The organism is Cyanobium sp. L1E-Cus (assembly GCF_024345755.1).
Lineage (GTDB): Bacteria > Cyanobacteriota > Cyanobacteriia > PCC-6307 > Cyanobiaceae > Cyanobium_A > Cyanobium_A usitatum.
Genome location: NZ_JAGQBS010000002.1, coordinates 20,594 through 44,116 on the forward strand (window position 1 = coordinate 20,594; position 23,523 = coordinate 44,116).

General features: G+C 62.6%; 25 protein-coding genes. 12 read left to right on the plus strand and 13 right to left on the minus strand.

What is annotated here, in order from left to right; translation table 11 throughout:
• The first annotated feature begins 5 nt into the window (after positions 1-5).
• Positions 6-365, plus strand: a complete 360-nt coding sequence (locus tag KBZ22_RS00130) for a dihydroneopterin aldolase (protein WP_254941235.1) — start codon at positions 6-8, stop codon at positions 363-365.
• On the opposite strand, the gene KBZ22_RS00135 is transcribed toward KBZ22_RS00130, so the two are convergent.
• The 7 genes from KBZ22_RS00135 to thrS all read right to left on the minus strand — a co-directional run bounded on the left by KBZ22_RS00135 (position 362) and on the right by thrS (position 9,562).
• Positions 362-919 carry a DOMON-like domain-containing protein gene (locus KBZ22_RS00135; protein ID WP_255020567.1) on the minus strand — a complete coding sequence of 186 codons (558 nt, stop codon included), beginning with the start codon at positions 917-919 and terminating at the stop codon, positions 362-364. The two genes, KBZ22_RS00130 and KBZ22_RS00135, sit on opposite strands and share 4 nt — an antisense overlap.
• Positions 916-2,016: a phosphotransferase enzyme family protein gene (locus KBZ22_RS00140; protein ID WP_254941237.1), complete on the minus strand. Its 1,101-nt coding sequence runs from the start codon at positions 2,014-2,016 to the stop codon at positions 916-918. Before KBZ22_RS00140 ends, KBZ22_RS00135 begins: the two co-directional genes overlap by 4 nt.
• Positions 2,016-4,100: a M3 family metallopeptidase gene (locus tag KBZ22_RS00145; protein ID WP_255020568.1), complete on the minus strand. Its 2,085-nt coding sequence runs from the start codon at positions 4,098-4,100 to the stop codon at positions 2,016-2,018. Before KBZ22_RS00145 ends, KBZ22_RS00140 begins: the two co-directional genes overlap by 1 nt.
• A 52-nt stretch (positions 4,101-4,152) precedes the next feature.
• Complete coding sequence (locus tag KBZ22_RS00150) at positions 4,153-5,742, minus strand: NAD(P)H-quinone oxidoreductase subunit 4 (RefSeq protein WP_255020923.1); 1,590 nt, start codon at positions 5,740-5,742, stop codon at positions 4,153-4,155.
• A gap of 104 nt (positions 5,743-5,846) precedes the next feature.
• Positions 5,847-6,812, minus strand: a complete 966-nt coding sequence (thrB, locus tag KBZ22_RS00155; RefSeq protein WP_255020569.1) for a homoserine kinase — start codon at positions 6,810-6,812, stop codon at positions 5,847-5,849.
• 27 nt (positions 6,813-6,839) lie between these two features.
• Positions 6,840-7,832, minus strand: a complete 993-nt coding sequence (locus KBZ22_RS00160; protein WP_255020571.1) for a glucokinase — start codon at positions 7,830-7,832, stop codon at positions 6,840-6,842.
• On the minus strand, positions 7,829-9,562 hold the full coding sequence (thrS, locus tag KBZ22_RS00165; protein WP_255020924.1) for a threonine--tRNA ligase: 1,734 nt from the start codon (positions 9,560-9,562) through the stop codon (positions 7,829-7,831). Before thrS ends, KBZ22_RS00160 begins: the two co-directional genes overlap by 4 nt.
• Positions 9,563-9,711: 149 nt before the next feature.
• Here thrS and KBZ22_RS00170 point away from each other — a divergent pair, with 149 nt between their 5' ends.
• The 3 genes from KBZ22_RS00170 to KBZ22_RS00180 are packed head-to-tail and all read left to right on the plus strand — an operon-like array spanning position 9,712 to position 10,822.
• Positions 9,712-10,050 (plus strand): DUF2605 family protein, encoded by a 339-nt coding sequence (locus KBZ22_RS00170; protein WP_255020572.1) that lies wholly within the window; start codon positions 9,712-9,714, stop codon positions 10,048-10,050.
• The gene (locus tag KBZ22_RS00175; protein WP_254941242.1) at positions 10,050-10,472 is read left to right on the plus strand and encodes a TM2 domain-containing protein; all 423 of its coding nucleotides are present in this window, start codon (positions 10,050-10,052) and stop codon (positions 10,470-10,472) included. The genes KBZ22_RS00170 and KBZ22_RS00175 overlap by 1 nt, the downstream gene beginning before the upstream one ends.
• Positions 10,469-10,822, plus strand: coding sequence for a DUF2752 domain-containing protein (locus KBZ22_RS00180; RefSeq protein WP_254941243.1), 354 nt, complete (start codon positions 10,469-10,471; stop codon positions 10,820-10,822). The genes KBZ22_RS00175 and KBZ22_RS00180 overlap by 4 nt, the downstream gene beginning before the upstream one ends.
• A 16-nt stretch (positions 10,823-10,838) precedes the next feature.
• Here KBZ22_RS00180 and trpS read toward each other — a convergent pair whose 3' ends face one another.
• The 4 genes from trpS to KBZ22_RS00200 are packed head-to-tail and all read right to left on the minus strand — an operon-like array spanning position 10,839 to position 13,893.
• Positions 10,839-11,867, minus strand: a complete 1,029-nt coding sequence (gene trpS, locus KBZ22_RS00185) for a tryptophan--tRNA ligase (RefSeq protein ID WP_255020573.1) — start codon at positions 11,865-11,867, stop codon at positions 10,839-10,841.
• A gap of 5 nt (positions 11,868-11,872) precedes the next feature.
• Positions 11,873-12,397 (minus strand): hypothetical protein, encoded by a 525-nt coding sequence (locus tag KBZ22_RS00190; RefSeq protein ID WP_255020575.1) that lies wholly within the window; start codon positions 12,395-12,397, stop codon positions 11,873-11,875.
• Positions 12,398-12,401: 4 nt separating this feature from the next.
• A complete protein-coding gene (locus KBZ22_RS00195) occupies positions 12,402-12,923 on the minus strand; it encodes a hypothetical protein (RefSeq protein ID WP_255020576.1) in 522 nt (173 codons plus the stop codon).
• Positions 12,924-12,951: 28 nt separating this feature from the next.
• Complete coding sequence (locus tag KBZ22_RS00200) at positions 12,952-13,893, minus strand: cation diffusion facilitator family transporter (protein WP_255020577.1); 942 nt, start codon at positions 13,891-13,893, stop codon at positions 12,952-12,954.
• 105 nt (positions 13,894-13,998) lie between these two features.
• Here KBZ22_RS00200 and KBZ22_RS00205 point away from each other — a divergent pair, with 105 nt between their 5' ends.
• The 5 genes from KBZ22_RS00205 to KBZ22_RS00225 all read left to right on the plus strand — a co-directional run bounded on the left by KBZ22_RS00205 (position 13,999) and on the right by KBZ22_RS00225 (position 19,184).
• Positions 13,999-15,393, plus strand: a complete 1,395-nt coding sequence (locus KBZ22_RS00205) for a YcjF family protein (protein ID WP_255020578.1) — start codon at positions 13,999-14,001, stop codon at positions 15,391-15,393.
• Positions 15,394-15,521: 128 nt separating this feature from the next.
• The gene (locus tag KBZ22_RS00210; RefSeq protein ID WP_255020579.1) at positions 15,522-16,409 is read left to right on the plus strand and encodes a metal ABC transporter substrate-binding protein; all 888 of its coding nucleotides are present in this window, start codon (positions 15,522-15,524) and stop codon (positions 16,407-16,409) included.
• Entirely contained in the window at positions 16,409-17,170 is a 762-nt protein-coding gene (locus KBZ22_RS00215) for a metal ABC transporter ATP-binding protein (protein ID WP_255020580.1), read from the plus strand. The genes KBZ22_RS00210 and KBZ22_RS00215 overlap by 1 nt, the downstream gene beginning before the upstream one ends.
• On the plus strand, positions 17,167-18,006 hold the full coding sequence (locus tag KBZ22_RS00220; protein WP_255020581.1) for a metal ABC transporter permease: 840 nt from the start codon (positions 17,167-17,169) through the stop codon (positions 18,004-18,006). Before KBZ22_RS00215 ends, KBZ22_RS00220 begins: the two co-directional genes overlap by 4 nt.
• A 2-nt stretch (positions 18,007-18,008) precedes the next feature.
• The gene (locus tag KBZ22_RS00225; RefSeq protein WP_255020582.1) at positions 18,009-19,184 is read left to right on the plus strand and encodes a DUF4336 domain-containing protein; all 1,176 of its coding nucleotides are present in this window, start codon (positions 18,009-18,011) and stop codon (positions 19,182-19,184) included.
• Positions 19,185-19,221: 37 nt separating this feature from the next.
• Here KBZ22_RS00225 and KBZ22_RS00230 read toward each other — a convergent pair whose 3' ends face one another.
• Positions 19,222-19,581: a DUF760 domain-containing protein gene (locus tag KBZ22_RS00230; protein WP_254941274.1), complete on the minus strand. Its 360-nt coding sequence runs from the start codon at positions 19,579-19,581 to the stop codon at positions 19,222-19,224.
• A gap of 30 nt (positions 19,582-19,611) precedes the next feature.
• The gene (gene lepB, locus KBZ22_RS00235) at positions 19,612-20,187 is read right to left on the minus strand and encodes a signal peptidase I (RefSeq protein WP_255020925.1); all 576 of its coding nucleotides are present in this window, start codon (positions 20,185-20,187) and stop codon (positions 19,612-19,614) included.
• Between the two features lie 77 nt (positions 20,188-20,264).
• Here lepB and menD point away from each other — a divergent pair, with 77 nt between their 5' ends.
• From menD to KBZ22_RS00250, 3 genes are read left to right on the plus strand one after another with little or no spacing between them, the layout of a single operon-like run.
• Positions 20,265-22,073, plus strand: coding sequence for a 2-succinyl-5-enolpyruvyl-6-hydroxy-3-cyclohexene-1-carboxylic-acid synthase (gene menD / locus KBZ22_RS00240; protein WP_255020583.1), 1,809 nt, complete (start codon positions 20,265-20,267; stop codon positions 22,071-22,073).
• Positions 22,070-22,930: a 1,4-dihydroxy-2-naphthoyl-CoA synthase gene (gene menB / locus KBZ22_RS00245; protein ID WP_255020585.1), complete on the plus strand. Its 861-nt coding sequence runs from the start codon at positions 22,070-22,072 to the stop codon at positions 22,928-22,930. The genes menD and menB overlap by 4 nt, the downstream gene beginning before the upstream one ends.
• A gap of 50 nt (positions 22,931-22,980) precedes the next feature.
• Positions 22,981-23,490: a L,D-transpeptidase gene (locus tag KBZ22_RS00250; protein WP_255020586.1), complete on the plus strand. Its 510-nt coding sequence runs from the start codon at positions 22,981-22,983 to the stop codon at positions 23,488-23,490.
• Positions 23,491-23,523: the final 33 nt, after the last annotated feature.

The following is a 23,523-nucleotide window of genomic DNA, read 5'->3' on the forward strand; positions in this document are numbered from 1 at the left end:
CTGCCATGAGCGATGCGATTCAGGTGCGCGGCCTGCGGCTTTGGGCCCATGTGGGGGTGCTCGATTTCGAGCGCAGGGATGGCCAGTGGTTTGAGCTGGATCTGGAATTGGGCGTGGATCTCAGTGCTGCTGGGCGCAGTGATGCCCTAGGCGACACCCTCGACTACAGCCAGTTGATCACCGCCCTGCAAAAACAGGCCCGCAGCCTGCGCTGCCAAACCCTGGAGCACTACAGCGAGAGGATTCTCGAACGGATCGAGGAGCTTTATGGCCCGGTGCCGCTCCGCCTTGAACTGCGCAAGTGTCAGGCCCCGGTGTCAGGCTTTGGCGGGATTGTGGCGGTGCGGCGCAGCCGGCATCACTAGGCAAATTTGAGGCAGAACCCGCTTCTGTGGTGAAAGTCAGGTTCGCTGCCAGGATGGGCCACGGCCCAGTAGGCCAGCTCTCCGCTGGAGCTTTGGAGTACGGCGGAGACCCCAACTTCGATCCCCTCAGCTGCCCGGTGGCTGGCCAGCGCTGGTGGCAGCGCGCAAGTAAGGCTCAAGCTCAATTGTTTGTCATCACCCATCACACTGAAGGGGAGTTGCTTGTAAGCAGGTTCCTCAGCTAGCCCCTGCCGGTAGCCCTCTAGGTGATAGACGTTCCAGTGACCGGCGGGCGAAAGGTTGTACTCCCAGTAGTCGCTGTTACCTGCAGCGGCAAGAAAGAATTCCAGGCAGGTTGCTTGCCAAAGAAGGTCTTGTCGCAGTGGTGGGCCGCTGCTATGAGCAATCCTCAACTTGGCTAGTTCGCCCTCAAGCTGGAATGTGATCTGCAGAGTATTCTCAGCCATGCTGAGTTGGCCATGGAGTGAGTAGAGGGCAAGTTCTCCCTGCATTTCGGCTGCAAAAGGAATTAATTTGAAGCTGGTGGTGTTCATCGCAGTTTTGCCACAATCTGCCGGATTTGTTCTTCCTGGGCCTCAATGCTTTCGGTGAGACGAAATTGGACCAAAGCCCTATCGAGGTTGTGGTTTGCATGGGTGGTACGAAAGTAGACATTGCCTGCTAGATGGTCGCTTAAGAAGCGCAGGCCTAGCTCGAAGCTGATCAGCCTTGCCGACACGTAGATGTAATCCAGGTCTGTATCGCTTAGGAATGTTCTTGCCGCGTCCAGGTAGCCCTCTAGGAGGATCTCGCAGAGATCGAGATCAAATTTGACGCTATCAGGTTCACAGGCTTCTTCCCCCGCTGGATTGCAGGCTGAACGCAAGCAATCACCAATGTCGTAGTGCACCAGGCCTGGCTTAACTGTGTCTAGATCCACCATGCTCACGGCAGTTCCCGTGTGGGCGCAGAGCATCACATTGTTGATTTTGGGGTCGCCGTGAATAGGCCGCAGCTGCAGAAGGCCCGCTTTATTGGCGTCCTCAAGGATCGGCGCCAGTTCGCGGCGTTGCTCCACGAATGCCGCACACCATTGCTCCCGATCGTCATGACCTATTGGGCTGCATAGCAAAGCTTGGTCGTAGGCCGCCAGGTAGGTCGGTGTGACGTGGAAACCCGGCAGGGTGTCGGCTAGTTGCTCTGGGGGCAGGTCGCTGATCAGGAAGTGGAATAGCCCTAGGCCGCGGCCTACCTGCCGGGCCTGCTCCCGGTCCGTGATCGCCTCAACCGTCACGGCCTCTTCGATGAAGCTCTGTAAACGCCAAAATTGGCCCTCTGCCCATAGCCAGGGTCGGCCGGTATGACGGTTTGCGATTAGCCGCGGCACTTCCCATCGTTGTCCGATCAGAGGGTGCTGCTCGGCATGTTCGCTGAGCGCCTCCAGGTTTTGCATCACCAGCTCCGGCTGGGGAAACACCCGGGTATTGAGCCTTTGCAACACGTAGCGGCGTGCTGCTGCCCCCCCCGAGTGCACCTCCAATAAATAGGTGTCGTTGACGTTGCCGTTACCTAGGGGCGCAATCGTTGTGACAGGTCCGGGGAGGGCGAAGGCCTCGGCGACCGCCACCAGCTCCGGTGCAGGAGTGGCCATCAGGCGGCCACCAGCCCGGAATGGCGGATAAGAGCCTCGCTGCTTGGCTGACGCCCTCGGAAGGCTTCGAACACCTCAGCTGGGGAGCGGCTGCCACCGAGGCTGAGCACGGTGTCGCGGAAACGGCGGCCGGTGGCCACGATCTCCTCCTCCTGCTCCAAGCCAACCTCCTCGAAAGCGCTGAAGGCATCGGCGCTGAGCACCTCAGCCCACTTGTAGGAGTAGTAGCCGGCCGCATAGCCGCCGGCGAAAATATGGCTGAAGGCGCAGAGGAAGGCGTCCTCGGCTATGGGCTCAAGCACCGTTGTGGTGGCAGCGATATGGCGGCGCAGTTGATCGGGACTATCACCGCTGTCGGGGGTCCACTGGCTGTGCAGGCGTAGATCGGTGAGGGCGAAGTGCACCTGGCGCAGGGTGGCGCCGCCAGCCATGAAGGTGCGAGCTGCCAGCAGCTTTTGGTACTCGGCCTCCGGTAGAGGTTCGCCGCTCTGCCAGTGGCGGGCCATGCCCATCAAGGTGGCACGGTCGTAGCACCAGTTCTCCATGAATTGGCTGGGTAGCTCTACCGCGTCCCACTCCACGTTGTTGATACCGGCGGCCTGGGGCCGCTCCACCGTGGTGAGCATGTGCTGGAGGCCGTGACCAAATTCGTGGAAGAGGGTTTCGACCTCGTCGAAGGTCATCAGGCTGGGGGTGTCCCCCACCGGTGGGCTCTGGTTGCAGATCAAGTAGGCCACCGGCAACACGGGCTCGCCGGTGGCGCTGCGGGAGCGGCCGAGGCATTCATCCATCCAGGCACCACCGCGCTTGCTGCCAGGGCGGCTATAGGGATCAAGGTAAAAACCTGCCAGGGGCGCCCCGTTACGGGCTTCGAGCACTCGGAAATAGCGCACGTCGCTATGCCAGATCGGCGCCTCCCCATCTGCGGCCACTATTTGTATGTCGAACAGGCGCTGGCAAAGAACAAACAGCCCCTGCAATACCTGCTCCAGGGAAAACCAGGGTCTTAGGGCCTCGCTGTTGAGCTCGAAGCTCTCCTGACGCAGCACATCTGCCCAGTAGCTCACGTCCCAGGGCTTGAGCTCAGCTGCCTCTGGTGCCCCGTGGCGGCTGGCGCAGGCAGCAAGGGCGGCGAGCTCCTGCTGGGCCACTGGAAAGGCTGCAGCGCGCAGGTCTTCAAGTAGGTCTTCCACCTCTTGCACCGAGCCGGCCATCTTCGAGGCCAGGCTTACCTCGGCCCAGTTGGCATAGCCCAGCAGCTGGGCTTGTTTCAACTTCAGCTCCAGGATTTGGGCAATCAGGGGATTGTTATCCAGTTCACCGCTGGCGGCCCTGCCCACCTGGGCGCGGTAGACCTTTTCGCGCAGGTCCCGGCGCTCACTGAATTTTAGAAAGGGCACCACCCTCGGCATATCTAGCCCCAGGCGCCAGCCGCTTTCACCAGCATCTGCCGCAGCTTGGGCCAGCAGCTGCCGCAGGCTGGCGGGTAGGCCGGCCAGTTCGGCTTCGCTGTTCAAAGTGAGGCTCCAGCCGTTGGTGGCATCGAGCACGTGGTTGCCGAAGGCGGTGGCGAGTTCGGCGAGCCGCTCACAGGCGGAGTTGAAGGCTTGCTGCTCCTGCCCCTCCAGGCCCACGCCTCGCAACTGCATGTCCCGTAGCTCCGCCGCCAGGATGCGGCTCTGGGTGGCATCGAGCTGGCTGGGATTGGCTTGCAGTGCCTCGAGAGCCCGATATATCGGACGCGATTGCCCAGCGCGGTTACCGAATTGCACCACGGCCCCCTGCTGCTGTTGGTGGGCCTCCCGCAGGGCTGGTGTGTTGCAGACGCCATTGAGATGGCTCACCACCCCCCAGCTCCAGCGCAACCGCTCACCAAGCTGGTGTAGAGGATCCATAACCTCCTCCCAGCTGAGCGACTCGGATTGTCCTAAGCGCAGCTCAAGGCTGGCTTCCAGGGCGGAAAGCGATTCGTTGAGCTCGCTTAGTAAGGCAGGGATCGCCTGCTCTACCTGCTCCGGCGTGATCACATCGAAGGGCGGAAGACCCTGACCAACCAGCAAGGGCAGGGGTGCGCTCAGGGTCATGGATGGGGGATTTGGTGCACCCATTCCAGCCGATCCAGCAAGCTTTTGTGAATTAGCCCAGGGCGGTGACCCGGCCCATGGCAACCAGGGCAGTTGCACTCAATTGCTGGGCAAGGGCGTTGGTTGAGGCCTCATAGACATCGATTGCCAGCCGCGGCCAAAAGCCAATCGCCAGCGTTGGTATCAGCAGGGTGAGACCAATAAAAAGCTCCCTTGGACGCATGTCGCCCACCACTGCTAGGGCTGGGATTCTGGGACCGAAGAACACCCGGCGGCAGAGGCTGAGCAGATAAACAGGAGTAAGCACTAATCCGATCGCTGCCAGCACGATGGCGATCACCCGGAAGCCGATGGTGAAGTCGTCGTTCGCGGTGATGCCGAGAAACACCGTGATCTCGCTCACAAAGCCACTCATGCCGGGCAGGGCAAGGGAAGCAAGAGAGCTGGCCAGGAAAAAAGCGAAGGTGATCGGCAGGGCTTTGGCGAGGCCGCCCATGTTGGGGATTGAAAGGGTTTTGGTTCGCTCGTAAAACACCCCGGTAACAAAAAACATGGCAGCTGCGATCAGGCCATGACTGATCATCTGCAACATGGCGCCGCTAATGCCAAGGGCATCTACTGCGCCAATACCGAGCAGCACAAAACCCATGTGGCTCACGGAGCTGCAGGCAATTCGCCGTTTGACATTGTCCTGGGCAAAAGCATTCAGGGCGCCATAGACGATGTTGACAATGCCGAGCACAATTAGGGCTGGTGCCAACCTGAGATGAACCTCCGGAAGCATCTGCACGTTGAAGCGCAGCAAGGCGTAGCCACCCATCTTCAGCAGCACCCCTGCAAGCAACATCGATACGGGCGCATTGGCTTCACCGTGGGCGTCGGGCAACCAGGTGTGCAGGGGGAACATTGGCAATTTCACCCCGAAGCCCACCAAGAAGCCCAGATAACAGAGCAGGCCAAAGGTGCCACCGGGGGAACGGCTGGCGAGATCTGAGAGGTTGAAGCTGAAGCTGTCGCCTGAGAAGGCAAGAGCAAGGCCGCTCAACAAGATCAGCAGGGAGGCTGTGGCGGTATATAAAATAAACTTAGTGGCCGCATATTGACGTTGCTTGCCACCCCAGATTGCTATTAATAGATATACAGGAACCAGCTCAAGCTCCCAGGCAAGGAAGAAAAGCAGAAAGTCTTGGGAGAGAAAAACCAGGCCCTGGGCTGAGGCCTGAACCAGCATCAGGGCGAAATACAGGCGCGTTTTGGTCTTGATGTTCCAGCTGGCTGCCACCGAAAGCAGGGTTACCAGGCCTGAGAGCAGCACCAGCGGCGTGGAAAGGCCATCAGCTGCCAGGGACCACTCCAGGCCCATGGCCGGCACCCAACTGACCCTTTCCACCAGTTGCAAATCACTGCTGGAGCCATCGAAGTGCCTGCTAAAGCAGAACACCATCAGGCCAAGGTCAATCGCCAGGGTGGCGAGGGCCAGGGTGCGGGGCCACTTGGGGTCGCTGCCATCTCCCGGCAGCAGCGGCATTACCAGGGCGACTGCTGCTGGCAGCAGCACGATCAGGCTCAGCCAGGGAAAGGCCGATTCCGCTGCTGGAGCGACCAGGCTGGACGCGGCTAGCAGGGGCATGTTGACGTCCATCACGGCCCGATTGCAGATCTGGTGATTCGCTGAACAAGGCCGAGGTCAGGCGGTGTTCAAATCGAGTACCAACCTATCAGCCCCAGTCGCTCGACTGAGTAAATTTACTCACTGGCGCCCAGCTTCTGGTCTGGCAAGTGCTCCCAGCGGCTGCCCAGTTGCTGGATAGCCAGCACCTCGGAGCGGGACTCAACCCCGGCTTGGTGCCAGGCCCGAACCATCGCCCTGCCGACGTTCTCGGCTGCTGGTTTTGGGCAAAGGGCAAGCAGGCTTGGACCGGCGCCACTGATCACGCAACCCCAGGCTCCCGCTGCTAGGGCCGCCTCCCTCACAGCCTTGCCACCGTGGATCAGGCCCCAGCGGTAGGGCTCATGCAGGCGGTCGTGCATGCCATCGGTGATCAGGTCGCCATTGCCGGTGCGCAGCCCCTGCAGCAGCAAGGTGAGGGAGCCCAGGTTGATCACCGCATCCCCCACCGGAATTGATTTGGGCATGGCCCGCCTTGCTTCGCTGGTGGTGAGCCGGATAGCGGGGATTGCCACTACGGCCTGTACCAGGGGCGACCACTCACAGCGCACCACTCGCCATCGGTGGGACGCCGCTTTGGCTGTCATGCACAATCCCCCCACCAGGGAGGGCACCACGTTGTCGGGATGGCCTTCGATATCGATGGCCAACTCCAGCAGTTTCTCGCGGCTGAGGGGCTCGCCCACCAGCGCATTGGCGCCGATCAGCCCAGCCACGATCGCTGTGGCGCTGCTGCCTAGACCTCGGGCAGGCGGCACCGCCAGCCGCACTCTTGCCTCAAGGGCCACCGGCTCCTCGCCAGCTTCTTTCCACACCCGTTGGGCCGAGCGATACACCAGGTTGTCGGGCCCACCGCGAAGGTGGGCTCCTTCGCTGCCTTCAATAATCAGATCAAAGCGCTCGCTGCCTCCCTCGATGCAGCGCATCTGGAAGACATTGTCGAGATCCAGGGCAGCCCCCAGACAGTCAAAGCCGGGGCCCACATTGGCGGTGGTAGCGGGAACGTGAACCTCAACCCCTTGTCCGACCCGGGGGCGCACCATGGGACAACTTCTGCTGCGCCCAGTGTCTCAGGCCAGCAGCATGCGCGCCCGGCAGGCCGCGCTGAATTGGCCAATGGCCGGATCAACCACGGCCGTGATCGGCATGCTTGCCAGCACCGGCTCTAGCCGACCTTTATTAAGGAAAGCCCGGTTAAAGGTGGGCGAGCGCAGGGTCTCCAGCAGTTTTCCTGCGGTGCCGCCGGCCAACCACACCCCTCCCCGGCTCAGACCAGCCAGGGCCAGATCGCCACACACACTGCCGTAGCAGCCGATCCAGATCTCCAAGGCTTCGCAGGCCAGGCTTTCCCCTAGGGCAGCGCTGGCTGCCACGGCAGCGGGCAGTTCCGACCCCTCGGCTAGCGGCAAAAGGGGATGGTCTCCGCCGGGGTGGCGGATGTGAAGCAGCCAGCGCGCCACTTCGCCCAGGCCCGTGCCGCTCACCACCCGCTCGATCGAGACTCGCTCCAGGCCCCGCTCTTGGGCGAGCCACCGTTTGAGTTCCCATTCCTGCTGGCTGCGGGGGGCGAATTCAGCGTGGGCGGCCTCACTGGCCACCGCTATCAGCCCAGTTGGGGTTGGTACCCCGTAGGCCACCCCCAGACCCGTTCCCGCACCTAGCACCAGCAGGGGCGCCTCAGGCCTCGCCACCCCCGGGCGGATTGGCGCCTGTTGCTGTGAGGTGAGGTGGGGCAGCCCGTAGATCAATACGGCGAAATCATTGACCAGCTCAAACCGCCCTATACCTGTGGCAGCAGCCAGCTGGTTGCCATCGAGCTGCCAGTGGAGGTTGGTTAGTTGGGCTTGACCCGCCTCCACCGGCCCAGCCACCGCCAGGCAGGCGGCAGCTGGGGTGGGCTTGCCAACCCCTAGAAAGCTGTCAAGCATTGGGGCTAGGTCGTCCCAGTCGGCGGATAGGTAGCGCTCACTGCGCAGCAGCTCCAATTCACCCCCGGCCTGCAGCTGATACAGGGCGAGAAGGGTCTTGGTGCCGCCGATGTCCCCAGCTAGAAGGGTGGTCACTGGCCGGGTGAAGGGATCGCCGGTAGGCCCAGGCCAGCTGCCCGCTCGACATTTGCCTTCACTGCTGCAGCCAGCAGATTGGCCACGGTCACGCTGCCGAGCTCGCCTTCGCGTCTGCTGCGCAGGCTCACGGCACCTGTTTCAGCCTCCTTGGCGCCGATCACTCCCAACAGGGGGATTTTCATCTGTTCGCCGTTGCGAATCAGCTTGCCGAGGCGCTCGCCGGAATGGTCCAGGGTGGCACGGATGCCAGCGGCCTTGAGCTGCTCCAGTAGCTGCTCGGCGTAGGGAATCACCTCATCGGTAACGGGTAGCAGCCGGATCTGCTCGGGCGCCAGCCAGAAGGGGAAATCGCCGGCGTAGTTCTCGGTCATGATCCCGAAAAACCGCTCCAGCGAACCGAAGATGGCCCGGTGAATCATGATCGGGCGCATTCTTGAGCCATCTGCGGCTACGTACTCCAGTTCGAACCGTTCTGGCAGGTTGAAATCGAGCTGGATGGTGGAGCACTGCCACATTCGCCCGATGGCATCCTCGATTTTCAGGTCGATCTTGGGTCCGTAGAAGGCGCCGCCGCCTTCATCGATCTTGTATGCCCAGCCCTTGCGATCGAGGGCCTCGATCAGGCCTTGGGTTGCCAGTTCCCACACGGCATCTTCGCCGATTGATTTCTCCGGCCTGGTGGAGAGGTTTATTTCGTAGGTCTTGAAATCGAAGGTGGAAAGGATCTCCTCTGTGAGATCAAGAATGCGCAGGATCTCATCGCTGATCTGCTCTGGAAGGCAAAACACGTGGGCGTCGTCCTGGGTGAAGCCGCGCACCCGCATTAGGCCGTGCATCACACCCGGGCGCTCGTAGCGATAAACGGTGCCCAATTCGGCCCAGCGAATTGGCAGCTCCCGGTAACTGCGCAGGGTGCTTGCGTAAGTGAGCACGTGAAAGGGGCAGTTCATGGGCTTGAGCTGGTATTGCCGCTCATCTACTTGCATGGGGCCAAACATGCTCTCGGCATAGAAGTCGAGGTGGCCTGACGTTTTCCACAGGCTGATATCAGCCACGTGTGGTGTGTACAGCAGTTCGTATCCAGCTGCGAAATGGGCCTGACGCCAAAAATCCTCGATCAACAGGCGCATCCGCGCCCCGCGGGGATGCCAGAACACAAGCCCAGCCCCGGCCTCATCCTCGATCGAGAACAGATTCAGGTCGGTGCCCAATCGCCTGTGGTCCCGTCGTTTGGCCTCTTCCTTGCGCCGCTTGTGTTCCGCCAGTTGTTCAGCTGTTTCCCAGGCGGTGCCGTAGATGCGCTGCAGCTGGGCTTTGGTTTCATCGCCACGCCAATAGGCGCCGGCGACGCTCTCAAGCTCGAAGGCCTTGGGGTTTAGCTCGCTGGTGTTGGCTACGTGGGGCCCCGCGCAGAGGTCCCACCACTCCTCGCCCAGGGTGTAAAGACTTATGGGCTCCTGGATCCCTGCCAGGATCTCCAGTTTGTAAGGCTCGTTTTGGGCTTTGATCCTGGCCTCGGCTTCAGTGCGGCTTACTTCGATCCGCTCAAGCGGAAGACGCCGGCCAATGATCTTGCCCATCTCCTTTTTTATTGCCTTGAGATCGGCCTCGGTGAAGGGATCGGGATTGTCGAAGTCGTAATAGAAGCCGCTCTCCGTCCAAGGGCCAATGGTGACTTGGGCCTGGGGAAAGAGCTTCTGCACCGCCATGGCAAGCACATGGCTCATCGAGTGACGGATGCGCAGCAGCTGGTTGCTTTCGCTGGTTTTGGGCAGGGCGATCGGTGCGGGCTCGGAGCTGCTTGGGTTCACGGGCACTGATCGCGCGGCTAACTAAGGCGAATCTCGATCCTACGCAGCGCTCCTAAGCTGGATCTATGGGTTTTTCTCCTCCAACACCTGAGCATGAATCCCCCGGCGTCCTGCTTGATCAGCTGCTTGGGTCCTTGCTCGACGACTTCAGTTCCTGTTTTGAACGGGGTTTGTTGCTGCTAGATCACTGTCCGGAAACCGTGATGCCCCAAGACCAGCAGCTGATCCTGCGCGATCACCTAGTGCAGGCCCGCAAGGAACTCTGCGCCGCCACAAGCTTGCGCCAGGCGGCTCCGATACCAATGGCCCTCGAGATGGAAACCCTGGCTCCCTGGCATCAACTTGTGTTGTCGGTGTGGAATCTTTCGGCGGCCCTGCGCCGGCATGGAGTGACCCTGCCGTGATGGTCGAGCGCCGCAACCTGGCTTTGAGCTACGTCCTCTGGGCCCTAGGCCTGGTGGGAGTGTGTGGCGTGCATCGCTTTTACAACCGCAAGCCCCTCAGCGGCACTCTCTGGTTGCTCACTTTTGGCCTCTGCTTCGTGGGCCAATTGGTTGATCTCTGGTTGATGCCCGAACTGGTTGATCAGGCCAACCGGCCTTTGGTGTTATCAGGCTCGACCCTCTCGGTTGAGCGGCAGCTAGTTCATCTGGCTAGGCGCAGAGGTGAGCTGGGCTTCACCCTCAATGACGCCCTCGTCGAGATGGAGTTGCCGGCTGGGGTGGAGAGTCGCCAGGTGCGTGATGAGATCCAAAGGTTGCTCCATGCTGAGCTGCTGGATGTCGGCAATGACGATCGGGGCCGGGTGATCTACAAGGAGCCTTGAGACAGGGACGTTTTTTGCTGTTGATAGGGCTGGCGGCTGGAGCGTCGGTGCCCATGGGGTTGTGGAGTTGCCCCCTGCGTCAGCTCACGGGCATACCCTGCCCCACCTGCTACTTAACGCGCTCCGTGCTGGCGACTCTGCATGGCGACCTCGCCCAGGCCCTGGAGTGGCATGCATTTGGCCCGGTGCTGGTGGGGCTAGCGCTGGCCCTGGGGCTCTGGACTCTCTTAGGTGGCCGCCTGGCGTCTCGGCAGCTGCTGCAGTTGGCCTGTGCCGCTGCGCTGCTCGCATTTGGCTACTGGCTGCTGCGGCTCTGGGGCTGGAGCCAGGGCCAGCCTTTGCCGGCCTGAACTGCCGAGAAAGTTCCTAGGCGGGCGGCAAGAAACCCAGAGTTTCCCGCACCCGTTTGAGGGTCTCATCGGCCACGGCCGCAGCCTTGTGTTGGCCATTGCGCAGCACCTCTGCCACCGCGCCTGGCTGCTGCCGCCACTCCTGATAACGCTGCTGCACTGGCCTCAATGCTTCTACGGCAGCTTCTGCCAGCAGGGGCTTAAAGGTGCCCCAGCCCATGGCGCCGCACTGCTCGGCTGCCTGCTGCCGGCTTTTGCCGGACAGCAGGGCGTAGAGCCCCAAAAGGTTGTCTGCTTCAGGGCGCTCGGGATTACCGAATTCCAACCCCATGGTGGGGTCGGTTTTGGCCCGTTTGATTTTTTTAACCACCAGTTCCGGCGGATCCAGCAAGCTGATCCGCGAGCCCTCGTTGGGGTCGCTTTTGCTCATTTTTGAGCTGCCATCGGTGAGGCTCATCACCCGGGCCCCTTCGCGCAGGATCAAGGGCTCGGGCACCTTGAGCACTGGAATTAGCTCACCGTCTGGATTGCGCTTACCAAAACGGGTGTTGATGCGCTGTTGAGCAATGTCGCGGGCGAGTTCAAGGTGCTGCTTTTGGTCCTCCCCCACCGGCACCAGATCAGCGTCGTAGAGAAGGATGTCGGCAGCCATCAGCACCGGGTAATCCAACAGGCCCACAGACACCTGGTCTCCCTGTTTGATGGCCTTTTCCTTGAACTGGATCATCCGCTCCAGCCAATTGAGCGGGGTGACGCAGTTGAGCAGCCAGGCAAGTTCGCAGTGGGCGCTCACGTGGCTCTGCACGAACACGGTTGAGCGATCGGGATCTATGCCGCAGGCGAGATAGAGAGCTGCTGTTGAGAGCGTGTCCTCGGCGAGCTGGGCTGGCTGATGGGGAACTGTGATCGCATGAAGATCCACCACACAAAAAAAGGTGTCGTGGCTGCTCTGGAGATCAACCCAATTACGGATTGCGCCCAGCCAGTTGCCGAGGTGCAGAGCCCCAGTGGGTTGCACCCCAGACAAAACCCTCGGCCGTGCCATGGGACTCAGCTCTCGGTGCTCTCAGAGGTTTCGGTGCTCTCAGCGCTCTCAGGGGCCAGATCTTCAGCGGCAAGATCTTCGGCGGCAGCTTCGGTCTGCTCGTCCGCGGCAGCCTCTTCAGAGTTGGTTTCGATGGGCTCTGCCACGGGAGCAGGAGGCTTGCTTGGGCGAGCAAATGGATCGATTCGAGGTGCCCGCTCCTGGCGGATCACCCGGCTCTCGCCACCCCCCGGCCGGCGCTCCGCGCGGGGGGCATCACCCCGTGGACCGGCCTGGGCCCTTTGCTGAGCGACTAGTTCGTCGAGCTTTCCATCCTCGAGCAGCTGGGCCACTGTCCGAATGGCGAAGCCCAGGGCAGCCACTGTGGAGCGCAGCGCGAAACCCTCCTGAATGGCTCTGGCGGCACGCATCTCGTTGTCGCTGAGCCGGATGCGGAATCCGCCGGGTTCGCGGTTGCCTGGCGAGCGGCCGCCACCGGCGCGCCCTCCCTGGTCATCGCGAGATTGAGAGGGGGTGGTTTCGTCGGCCATCGCCTCAGTCTGTGCAGTCTGGGGCAAGTGTGCCGCATCGGCTGGCCAAAGGGGGGGTGAGCCAGTGCAGCCGATGGGGCTCCCGCTGCCCGCTGCGAGCCAGCACGATCAGGGGCAAGGACCGCACGGTTCCTGGTTGAAACTGGTTTCTATAGGTCTCCAGCAGCTCCAGATAGGCAGTAAGAGTCCAGCCGTGGTTGCCTCGCTCCTGGTGACCCCAAAAGTGGCGCAGCGCCTCCTGGCAAGCCGGTTGACCGAATTCCTGCCAGCAACGCAGCTGGGCTGACCAGGCCGGCTGTCCGGCGGCGATCCAGGCCCGATAGCGCACCAACTCTGGTGCTTCAGCACTGGCATCTGGCGGCAGCACAAGGGCGAGCTGCTCCAGTGATATGCGGCGCAGCCTCAGCCAGCAGCGCTCAAGCAGGGCCACCGGCAGGCTGCCAACCCAATTGGGAGCAGCCTGCAGTTCCACTGCCCAATCCAGCAGCTGGGCCTGCTGCTTAAGGGTCAATTGCGGGAGTGTCAATTGCGGCTGTGTCAGTTGCGGCAGCTGCTCAGCCATGGGTGCCCTTAAAGGTGATTGCGGCGCTTGCGTATTCGCGGGGTTCGAGGTGGATCGTGCAGCGCACCCGACCAAAACGGGCCTCTAGGTGCTCCTCCACCAATTCGGTGATCCGGTGCGCCGTTGGCAGGTCATTGGCGTCCACCACCATGTGCATGTCGATAAACACCTGCTGGCCGAGCACCCCGCGGCTGGCGATGTCGTGGCAGTTGAGCACCCCAGCAACTTCCATCGCGACCTGGTGAATGGCCTCCGGAGCAATGGCGATCTGATCAACCAACTGGGGCAGGTTGGTTCGCAGCACCGACCAGCACACCCGCACCAGCAGCAAGCACAGCGGAATTGCTAGGGCAACATCGAGCCAACTGAGGTTGAGCCACAGCGCTCCGGCCAGGCCCACCAGCACCACCGCCGTTGTCCAGATGTCGCTGCTGGTGTGGGCCGCATCTGCCTTGAGGAGGGGACTGCCTAGCCTTCGCCCCTCGGCCCGCTCGTAGCTAGCTAACAGAATGTTGATGCCGAGCACGAGCAGTAGTACCAGTAGCTCCCGGCTGTCCATTCGCAACGGCTGTAGTCCGTTGCGAAGACGTTCGAGGGCGGCCTGCAGGATCTCGAAGGCAGTGAAGAGGATGAAGGCTGCAATAGCCAGGGCACCGACCGCTTCGTACTTGTGGTGCCCGTAGGGATGGTCCCGGTCTGGTTCGGGATCCGAAAGTCCATTGGTCACAAGTCCTAACAGACTCGAAAATCCGTCAGTGGCACTGTGCATGGCATCCGCCAGCACGGCTAGTGAGCCACTCAATAGCCCCAGCAGCAATTTCAACAGCGTCATGCTGATGTTGACGGCTAGGGCCACCAGCAGCACTCGCTTCACTTGTTCTCGGGTGTCCTGGCGAACCTCTATTGGGTTGTCCCTTACTCCTGGAGTTGGCAAGGCAGACCCCCGACTCGCGCCCAAGCTATTGGCATTTGCCGCCTGCGCAGCGTCTCAAGGTGAGCTAGAGATGCATCAGCTTGTCCAGCGCCGTTGACGCCGCCGGTGACCCTCCCCCAGCTCGCCGGGTTAGCCATGGTCCGCCAGGCCATGCCCACGACCATCAAACCTTGGCTGCCGGCTATCGGCACCGGGGTCATGGGCTGGTTTGCCCTCGATGGGCTGCTGCGGTTGAGTCACCTGCCCATCGCCTCTGGCCTCACCTTGGCTGGCCTGGGCCTGGGTGCTTCGCTGCTACGCCGCCGCCAACCCCGGGGGCCAGCCCCTACGGATTTGCCCGGCTGGCTGGGGCGCCTGGAGCAGCTTGAGGGCCAGTTTTTACGGTTGGCAGCGGAGCCAGCCCCAGCCAAGGCTGAGCTAGCCAGCCGGATGCGCAAGAACCAACTGGCAGCCCTGCGCCAGGAGCTGGATCGGCAGGGCTTGCAGTTGGCCTTAGTGGGTACCTGTCCTCCGGCTCTGGCTCTGCAACCAGATCTGATCGAGGCCCTGCGTGGTTCCGAGATCCTCCAGCTGCACTGGGCCCACCCCTTGCCGGCATGGAGCAACGATTGGTCTTGGCCTGAAGCATTTGCTGCCTGCGACCTGCTGATCCACCATCTGCGCACTCCTCTCTCAGCTGCCGATCTGCGCTGGCTCGAGGCCCTACCCGCCGCTCAGCCCGCCTGGCTGCTGGTGGAATTCAGCAGAGGTGACCAGACTCTCGAAGGTCTGGCAGCTGAATTGCGCTCCCAGCTTGGACAGGATCTTTCCCAGCGTCTGCTCTTTTGGAATGGCCTGCCCACGACTCTTGCAGCCAGCATTTCGCCCCTAGCCCGGCACCTCGCCAGTGCCGGAGCGGAGCTGCGCCGCGGCCGCCAGCTGCGTCGTCTTGAGCAATTGCATGGCCTTTGGCAGTGCGAGCTCGAGCAGCTGCGGCGCCAGCACTTTCTGCCACTTCAGCGGCGCACCCAATGGCTGGTGGCGGCCGGGGTGGTGGCGGCCCCCCTGCCCAGCCTTGACCTGCTGGTGCTGGCGGTGGCTAATGGCTTGATGCTGCGCGAGATGGCTCGCCTCTGGGATTGCCCCTGGACCTTCGAGCAACTGCAGGCCGCCGCTAGCGAGCTCGCCAAGGCAGCCCTCGCCCAAGGGGTGGTGGAGTGGAGCAGCCAGCTTCTTACTGGCCTAGTCAAATTGCATGGCGCTACCTGGCTGGTGGGGGGGGCGTTGCAGGCGCTCAGCGCTGCCTATCTCACCCGGGTTGTGGCCAGGTCCATGGCTGACATGTTGGCCCTCTCTGCGGGGGTGAGCGAGCCGGATCTCGCCGAGATCAAACGCCAGGCACCCCTGTTGGTGGCCAAGGCAGCGGCGGCTGAAAAACTCGACTGGCCTGCCTTTCTCGAGCAGGGCCGGCAATGGCTTCGCAACCAGTCTGAGACTGCCTCCCTGGCCGAAAGCGTCTGAGGGAGAGGGCTCAGAACTGCATGAATTCAAATTTATTCGCTAATGCTGCGTTGTCCTTCGCGAGGTTTCGGCAGGATTCAAGATTCAGGCAGGCCACCGCGCTCCTCTTCCCGGCCCTGCTGGTCGGCATGCTGACCGGCTGCCGCCAGCCTCTAGCCGGCTCCTCGGCCTCCACAAGCGATGGACGCCCCCTGGTACTCACCACCTTCACCGTGCTGGCCGATATGGCCCGCAATGTGGCCGGAGACCGCTTGCAGGTGCGCTCGATCACTCGGCTGGGAGCAGAAATCCACGGCTACGAACCCAGCCCCAGCGACCTGGAGGCCGCCCAGGGGGCAGACCTCATCGTCAGGAACGGGCTGGGGCTGGAGCGATGGGCCGATCGCTTCATCCAAGCCGCTGGTAATGGAGCCGAGGTCACGCTCAGTGATGGCATGAGACCCCTGTTGATTGAGGGAGATGCCTATGCCGGCAAGCCCAATCCCCACGCCTGGATGTCGCCCCAGCGAGCCCAGCATTACGTGAACCGGCTGGTGCTGGCCTTCTCAACCCTCGATCCGGCCGGGGCTGCCAGCTTTCGGGCCAATGGCGAGACCTACAAGCGCCGGCTGGGTCAGCTGGATGCGGACCTGCGGGCGGCCCTGGCGAGGGTTGCGCCCGCCCAGCGCCTCTTGGTCAGCTGTGAGGGTGCCTTTTCTTATCTGGCCCACGACTACGGGCTTGAGGAGGCCTATCTCTGGCCTGTGAATGCGGAGAGCCAGGTCACCCCCCGACGCATGGCCCGTCTCATTGAGACGGTGCGCAGGCGTCGAGTGCCCGCTGTTTTCTGTGAGAGCACGGTGAACGCCGATGCCCAGCTTGAGGTGGCCCGAGCCGCCGGTGCCCGCTTCGGCGGTACCTTTTACGTGGATTCGCTCTCGGATACTTCCGGCCCCGCTCCCACCTTGCTGAAGCTGCAGCGTCACAACGTCGATCTGATCGTCAAGGGTCTAGGACCCGACGCAGTTGGCCGCTGATGCGCATCGAAGCCGACCACCTCTTCGTCGACTACAACGGCATCGTGGCCCTATTCGATGCTTCGTTGCGGCTGCCCGCCGGTTGCATCTGCGGCCTCGTAGGCATGAACGGCGCAGGCAAGTCCACATTGTTCAAATGCCTGACGGGCTTTGTCCGCCCATCCAGGGGCCGCATCCTCATCAACGGCCAGAGCGTTGCCCAGGCCCAGCGTTACCAGGCGGTGGCCTATGTGCCCCAGAAGGAGGGCATCGACTGCAGTTTTCCCATCTCTGTCTGGGACGTAGTGATGATGGGTCGATACGGCGCGATGAACCTGCTTCGCCTGCCCCGCTCCGCGGATCGGCTGGCAGTGGGTGAAGCTCTTGAGCGGGTTGAGCTGCTCGATCTGAGCGACCGGCCGATCGGGTCCCTCTCCGGCGGACAGCGCAAGCGGGCTTTTCTGGCCCGCGCCATCGCCCAGGGAGCCTCTGTGCTGTTGCTCGACGAACCCTTCAACGGAGTAGATGTTCGCACCGAGAAACTGATGGCTGCTCTGTTTCTCCAGTTCCGCCAGGAGGGAAGGACGATTCTGATCTCATCTCACGACCTAGAGCAAGTGCGCGATTTCTGTGATCTGGTGGTCTTGATCAACAAGACCGTGCTCGCCTTCGGCGAGACGGCAAAGGTGTTTACCCCCGAAAATCTAGCCCTCGCATTTGGCGGTTTACCAGCGGATCTGCTGGTGCTGGTGAACGGCAGGCATGAGGAAACCGGCCCATGACCTTGCTGTTGGAACCCCTCAGTCACGCCTTTATGGTGCGGGCCTTACTGGTCAGTGCCCTGGTTGGTGGCAGCTGCGGTCTGCTCTCCTGCTATATGACCCTCAAGGGCTGGGCCCTGATGGGCGATGCCGTCTCCCATGCGGTCATGCCTGGAGTGGTGGTTGCCTACTCCCTGGGTCTGCCGTTCTCACTGGGGGCATTTGTCTTTGGGGTGGGATCGGTGGCCTTGATCGGCTTCGTCAAGCAGAAGTCGCGGATTAAGGAAGACACGGTGATTGGCCTGGTGTTCACCGGTTTCTTTGCCCTTGGGCTTGTTCTTGTGTCGAAGGTGCGCAGCAATATCGATCTCACCCACATCCTTTTTGGCAACGTGCTGGGCATCTCCAGTTCTGACATCTGGCAGACGTTGTTGATATCGGTGCTGGTGGTGGTAGTGCTCTTGGTGCTGCGGCGGGATCTGCTGCTTTTCTGTTTCGATCCCACCCATGCCCGCTCGATCGGCATCAACACCGGCCTTTTGCACTACACCCTGCTCTCGGTGCTCTCACTGGCGGCCGTGGCGGGGTTGCAGACCGTAGGGGTGATCCTTGTGGTGGCGATGCTGGTCACCCCGGGAGCTACGGCCTACCTGCTCACCGATAGCTTCGATCGCATGACCCTGATCGCCATCGCCAGCAGCGTCTTCTCCAGCCTGCTGGGGGTCTACATCAGCTACTGGAGTGACAGTTCCACCGCCGGCTGCATTGTTCTAGTGCAGTTCGGCCTGTTCCTGCTGGCTTTTCTGCTGGCCCCCCGTTACGGCATCTTGAGAGGCAAAGGCCTCCAGGATCCCTAGGCATGCCGGACCAGTTCTGGCCCTGGTGGCCCCTGTTGCCGCTCTACCCCTATGGACGCCGCCGCACCTTGGTGCGCGAATTAATCCCTGACCAGGTTTGGAGTTTCGAGCAGCTCCAGGGCGTGTTTTACGTGGCAGTGCCGATCCGGATGACGGTGGTGCGTTTGCGGGCTGGTCTGTTGCTCTATGCCCCCGTGCCCCCCACTGGAGAGGTGCGGGCAGCGCTTGCCGCGCTGGAACACCGCTACGGGTTCGTTTGCACGATCGTGCTGCCCACCAGCTCTGGCCTCGAGCACAAGCTGCCTGTGCCGGCGATGGCAAGGGCTTTCCCTGCTGCCCAGGTGTGGGTAACACCAAGGCAGTGGAGCTTCCCCTTGCCGCTGCCGCTGGCCTGGTTGGGGTTCCCGGCCCAGCGCACCCGTGTGTTGTTTGAGCAGGGCCTTCCCCATGCCGATGAGCTGCACTGGCTACCGCTCGGGCCCCTAGACCTAGGCCTGGGCACCTTCATGGAGGCGGCCTGCCTGCACCGCGCTAGCGGTTGCCTGCTGCTCACCGATGCCCTAGTGGCCATCAGTGAGCAGCCCCCAGAGCTATTTGATGCCGATCCGACGCCGCTGCTTTTCCATGCCAGGGATCGCGGTGATGCGCCCCTGCTCGACACTCCTGATTGCCGCAGACGGGGCTGGCAGCGACTGGTGTTGTTTGCCTCCTATCTCCGCCCAGATCATTTGCAGGTGCCTGGCATCAGGGAGTTGCTTGCCGGCCTGCTGGCCGTGGGGGTGCGCTCTCCGCGGGCCTATTTCGGCCTCTATCCCTTCCGCTGGCAGGAGGGCTGGCAGGCTGAATTTCGGAGTTTGGTGCCCGGCCCTGAGGCCGCACTGCTGGTGGCGCCTGTGTTGGAGCGGCTGGTCTTTCCCCGCTGCCGGGCCGCCCTGGTGACTTGGATCCGCACTTTGGCTGGCCAATCCGAGATCCGCTGGCTGGTGCCAGCCCATTACGAAGCTCCGGTGGCCTGCAGCCCTCAGCAACTAGGGGAGCTTGCAGACTGCCTTGAAGCCCGAGATTGGGCACCTGATAGGGGCAGCTGGGCCTACCTGAGCGGCATTGACAAAACCCTCCTGCGCTTTGGAGTGGTGCCAGAGCAGCCCGCGGTGCCTGGACCATGGTTTCTGGATTAGGGGATTCTGGATTAGGGATTTCTGAGTTTGAACTAACTCAGAGCCTGAGCTCGCCTGGGTCGGCATCGAGGTCGCTGTCCAGATCTCCGCAGCCCAGCAGGCTCGTGTCCAGTTCCATGCGCTGTTCCATCTGGCGCAGGAAGTAACCGGTCATCATGGCCGAAGCCAGCAGGCCAGCCAGGTTTTCTCGGTTGGTCTGAATCTTGACCTCGAACTGCTCACCGGGGAGCATCCCCAACAGCCCTTGGACGTTGTGGCGAATGATGTCCTGGATGTCGCCACTGGCTGAGCGAGCAACCCTTTGCAGCACATCAGGAGACTGCTCCTGCAAGTACTGAATCAACGAGTTACCGCTGATTGCTTCGTTATCGGTGGTCAGGAACTCCGGGTTGAACATCGCCGGCGTGCGCTGCATCCATATTGCACCTTACCCCAGCTCAATCGTCGTACCAGGGGGGTGGCCCATGGCGGAGATCCGTAACCAGCCAAGCCGATTAAGGGGCCAGTAGCGAAGCACCGCCGTGCCGATCAAGGCCTTTTGAGGCAGGGGCCCCCAGAGGTGGGAATCCAAGCTGGCATTGCGGTTGTCTCCCAAAACCAGCAGATGGTCTGGGGGCACCGTGAGGGGTTCCAGCTGGTAGTCCATCGGTTCAGCTGACCAATCAATCGCCGCCTTGCTGCCGTTGCGCCAAAGCACACCATCGCGCACCTCCACTTCATCGCCCGCTTGGCCCACCACCCGCTTGATCAGTGCCGCCTTGGGGTCGTAGCCAGCGGCAATTAGGGCTGTGGGGGGATGGAATACCACCACGGTGCCGATCGGTATGGGGCGATGCAGCCGGGCGCGCAGCTTCTCCACCAGCACCCGATCCTGCAGCTGCAGGGCCGGGAGCATTGATCCCGAGGGAATCCAGCGGGGTTCCAGCACCGCCCAGCGCAGCACCAGGGCCAGCAACACCCAGACCAGCACTGGCACAACCTGGCGGCGCAGGGTTTCGACCAGGCTGGGAGTGCTGCTGCGGGGCGAGGACGACAAGGGAGCAGGGGAGACTGGTTCAATCCATCCTGAACCGCCCTGGCGTGGAGTTGGCCCGTCGCAATCTCGAGGCGGCGCTGCTGCTGCTGAAGGCCCTGATGGGCCAGGGGCTCAGCCAGGCTGTGTTGTGTCCGGGCAGTCGCTCCGGTGCCCTGGCCCTGGCCCTGGGCGTGCTCGAGCCGCGCGGGCTGGAGCTGTACACCGCCATTGATGAGCGCTCTGCCGCCTTTTTTGCCCTGGGATTGGCCAGGGCGACTGGAAAAGCGGTTGCGGTTGTGACCACCTCGGGCACCGCTGTGGCAAATCTGCTGCCCGCCGCGGTGGAAGCGGACTATGGCGCCATCCCCCTATTGCTGATCAGTGCTGATCGCCCCACCCGGCTCAAGGGCTGTGGGGCAAACCAGACCGTGAACCAGGAAAGCTTTCTCGCCGCCAGTGTGCGCTGGTTTGGCCAGGGCGATGGCACTGGACTGGCTGCCATGACGGACGCTGCCATCGCCGCCCTGGCTCTCCAGGCATGGTCTGCCACCCGGCCCCCTGGCCTGGCCCCGGGGCCAGTGCACCTCAACCTTCCCTTTGCCGAACCCCTACATGCGGACGGGCCGGCGCTGCTTGAGGCAATCGCCCACGGTTCCCTTGAGACAACTCCACCCTCATTGGCCGAGCTCGCCCTGGGAGCTGCTGGATCAGGGATACAGGCAACGCCCTTCAGCCCCGCTCCCGATCCAGGCCAGCCAGGCGTGGTTGTGGCTGGTCCCTGGCGCGGCCTGCCCCAGCACTGGCCTGGTTACGTGGAAGCTTTGCTGCGCTGGCAGCGGCGCACGGGCTGGCCCGTGCTGGCAGATGCACTCAGCGGGCTGCGGGGGTTGGCTGACCTCGATTTGATCAGCAGCTACGACCTACTGCTCGAGGCTCCTGAACCCATGCTGCGTTCAGCCCAGGTGCTGCGCCTTGGCCCCTTGCCCGCCAGCCGCCGCTTGCAGCGCTGGCTGGCCGACCAGAACGCTCTCCAGTGGCTTGTCAGTGAGGGCGAGCCGAGATGTCTTGATCCGCTCGGCAGCGGATTGCACGGCAGCGGATGTCAGCAGAGCGCCGCCGGTTTGGCCGGCTGGAGCGCCAGCTTGCCTCCAACTATTTGGGCCGGCGGCCCCAGTGCCGAGGCCCTGCAGTTTGGGGCGCGCTGGCGCCAGCGGGAGCAGCAATTGCAGCTCTGGCTAGATCAGCAGCTGGTCAGCGGTGATGGGGCAGAAATCGGCGTTAACGAGCTTTGTTTGGCGCGCCAGCTGGGGCTCCTGCTGCCTGCCAGCTTGCCGCTGGTGCTTGCCAACAGCAGTCCAGTGCGCGATTGGGAGAGCTTCGCCAACCCCGCTGCCCCGTGGCGACCGGTTTATGGCTTCCGAGGGGCATCCGGCATCGATGGCACCCTCTCGATCGCCTGCGGGGTCGCTGAGGCCCATGGCCAGGCGGTGCTGCTCACGGGTGATCTGGCCCTGCTGCATGACAGCCATGGCTGGCTCTGGCAGCGCCAACTAAAGGGGCGACTCACCGTGATCCTGATCAACAACGGCGGTGGCGGCATCTTTGAGCAGCTCCCAATTCGCACCACGCCTGAGCAGGCCCTGGATTTCGAGAGGCTGTTTGCCATGCCCCAGCAGCTTGATCACTTGGCTTTGGCTGCAGCCCATGGCGTGCCGGGGCGCAGGGTGGAGCAGCTCGCTGACTTGCCATCCCAGCTGGACTGGGCGCTGAATCAGCCGCTGGCACTGCTTGAGCTGGTGAGCGATCGCCGCGCCGATGCACTCAGGCGCCAGACCTTGCGCAGAATGGCCGCCCAAGCCCTGATGAAGTCTTGAGCCCTTCCTCCCCGACCCCGTCAGCGGTGCAGTGGCAGCCCGCCGGCTCCTACGAGGACATTCTTTTTGACCTGTGCGAGGAGGGGATCGCCCGCATCACGATCAACCGACCCCACAAGCGCAACGCCTTCCGGCCCCGCACCGTGCAGGAGCTTTGCGACGCCTTTTCGCGTGTTCGCGACAACCCTCGGGTTGGGGTGGTGTTGTTTACCGGAGCCGGCCCAGCGGCTGATGGTGGCTGGGCCTTTTGCGCTGGCGGCGATCAAAGCGTGCGCGGCGATGGGGGCTATCTCGACGAGTCGGGTTTGCCCCGTCTCAATGTGCTGGATCTGCAGCGCCTGATCCGCAGCTTGCCGAAGGTGGTGATTGCCTTGGTGGCCGGTTACGCGATCGGTGGTGGCCAGGTGCTCCACCTGCTGTGCGATCTGAGCCTGGCAGCTGAGAACGCCGTATTTGGCCAGACGGGACCGCGGGTGGGCAGTTTTGATGGCGGCTTTGGCGCCGGCTACCTTGCCCGGCTGGTGGGCCAGCGCAAGGCACGGGAGATCTGGTTTCTCTGCCGTCAATACGGGGCCGACCAGGCTTTGGCCATGGGCTTGGTGAATGGGGTTGTGCCTCTAGATCAGTTGGAGACGGAGGGGATCAGCTGGGCGCGCGAGGTGCTGCAGCACAGCCCCACGGCGATCCGCTGCCTCAAGGCTGCCTTCAACGCTGAAACCGACGGCATGGCAGGAATTCAGGAACTGGCCGGCCAGGCCACCCATCTGTTTTATCGAACAGCGGAGGGCCAGGAGGGCCGCAATGCCTTCCTTGAGAAGCGACCGCCGGACTTCTCCGATGCACCCTGGCTACCTTGAAAACAAACAGATTTCATCTCAGGGCAGTGGGTTGGTTGGGGCTGCTGCGATTGCTTTCGCTCCTGCTTGGGGGAGCCGACTTATTTGCGCCACCCCTTGCCGTTGCAGCTGTGGAGCCATCTCAGCAGCGTCGGCTCGTACTTGACCGGCGCCAGCGCCAGTTGTTGGTACTAGAGGGCAACCAGGAGCGCAAACGCTTCCCGGTGGGTGTCGGCCGGCCGGGTTGGGAGACCCCGGTGGGTCAGTTTTCGGTGATCGAGCTAGCGGTAGATCCCACCTGGGAGCACCCAGCCACCGGCCAACGCATCCCGCCTGGACCTGCCAACCCCCTGGGTAGCCGTTGGATTGGCTTTCACCGCGACTGCAAGGGCCGCGCCGGCTTTAACGGCAGCGAGCACCTTGTGGTGAAGGGTTGCGTCAGTGCTGGCTTCCACGGCACACCCCAGCGGCACAGCGTGGGGCAGGCCTTATCGCACGGCTGCGTGCGCCTACTTGATGAGCATGTGCGGGAACTGTTCGACTTGGTGGAGATGGGCACGCCCGTGACGGTGCTGCCCTAGCGCCAACCGTAGAGTTGCGCCCACCTCCGGTAA

What these genes read in the sequence shown, in the direction of transcription:
- KBZ22_RS00130 (WP_254941235.1), top strand. Translation starts at nt 6, where the DNA reads ATGAGCGATGCGATTCAGGTGCGCGGCCTGCGGCTTTGGGCCCATGTG.
- KBZ22_RS00135 (WP_255020567.1), bottom strand. Translation starts at nt 919, where the DNA reads ATGAACACCACCAGCTTCAAATTAATTCCTTTTGCAGCCGAAATGCAG.
- KBZ22_RS00140 (WP_254941237.1), bottom strand. Translation starts at nt 2,016, where the DNA reads ATGGCCACTCCTGCACCGGAGCTGGTGGCGGTCGCCGAGGCCTTCGCC.
- KBZ22_RS00145 (WP_255020568.1), bottom strand. Translation starts at nt 4,100, where the DNA reads ATGACCCTGAGCGCACCCCTGCCCTTGCTGGTTGGTCAGGGTCTTCCG.
- KBZ22_RS00150 (WP_255020923.1), bottom strand. Translation starts at nt 5,742, where the DNA reads ATGGACGTCAACATGCCCCTGCTAGCCGCGTCCAGCCTGGTCGCTCCA.
- thrB (WP_255020569.1), bottom strand. Translation starts at nt 6,812, where the DNA reads ATGGTGCGCCCCCGGGTCGGACAAGGGGTTGAGGTTCACGTTCCCGCT.
- thrS (WP_255020924.1), bottom strand. Translation starts at nt 9,562, where the DNA reads ATGAGCCATGTGCTTGCCATGGCGGTGCAGAAGCTCTTTCCCCAGGCC.
- KBZ22_RS00170 (WP_255020572.1), top strand. Translation starts at nt 9,712, where the DNA reads ATGGGTTTTTCTCCTCCAACACCTGAGCATGAATCCCCCGGCGTCCTG.
- KBZ22_RS00175 (WP_254941242.1), top strand. Translation starts at nt 10,050, where the DNA reads ATGGTCGAGCGCCGCAACCTGGCTTTGAGCTACGTCCTCTGGGCCCTA.
- trpS (WP_255020573.1), bottom strand. Translation starts at nt 11,867, where the DNA reads ATGGCACGGCCGAGGGTTTTGTCTGGGGTGCAACCCACTGGGGCTCTG.
- KBZ22_RS00190 (WP_255020575.1), bottom strand. Translation starts at nt 12,397, where the DNA reads ATGGCCGACGAAACCACCCCCTCTCAATCTCGCGATGACCAGGGAGGG.
- KBZ22_RS00210 (WP_255020579.1), top strand. Translation starts at nt 15,522, where the DNA reads ATGCTGACCGGCTGCCGCCAGCCTCTAGCCGGCTCCTCGGCCTCCACA.
- KBZ22_RS00215 (WP_255020580.1), top strand. Translation starts at nt 16,409, where the DNA reads ATGCGCATCGAAGCCGACCACCTCTTCGTCGACTACAACGGCATCGTG.
- KBZ22_RS00220 (WP_255020581.1), top strand. Translation starts at nt 17,167, where the DNA reads ATGACCTTGCTGTTGGAACCCCTCAGTCACGCCTTTATGGTGCGGGCC.
- KBZ22_RS00225 (WP_255020582.1), top strand. Translation starts at nt 18,009, where the DNA reads ATGCCGGACCAGTTCTGGCCCTGGTGGCCCCTGTTGCCGCTCTACCCC.
- KBZ22_RS00230 (WP_254941274.1), bottom strand. Translation starts at nt 19,581, where the DNA reads ATGTTCAACCCGGAGTTCCTGACCACCGATAACGAAGCAATCAGCGGT.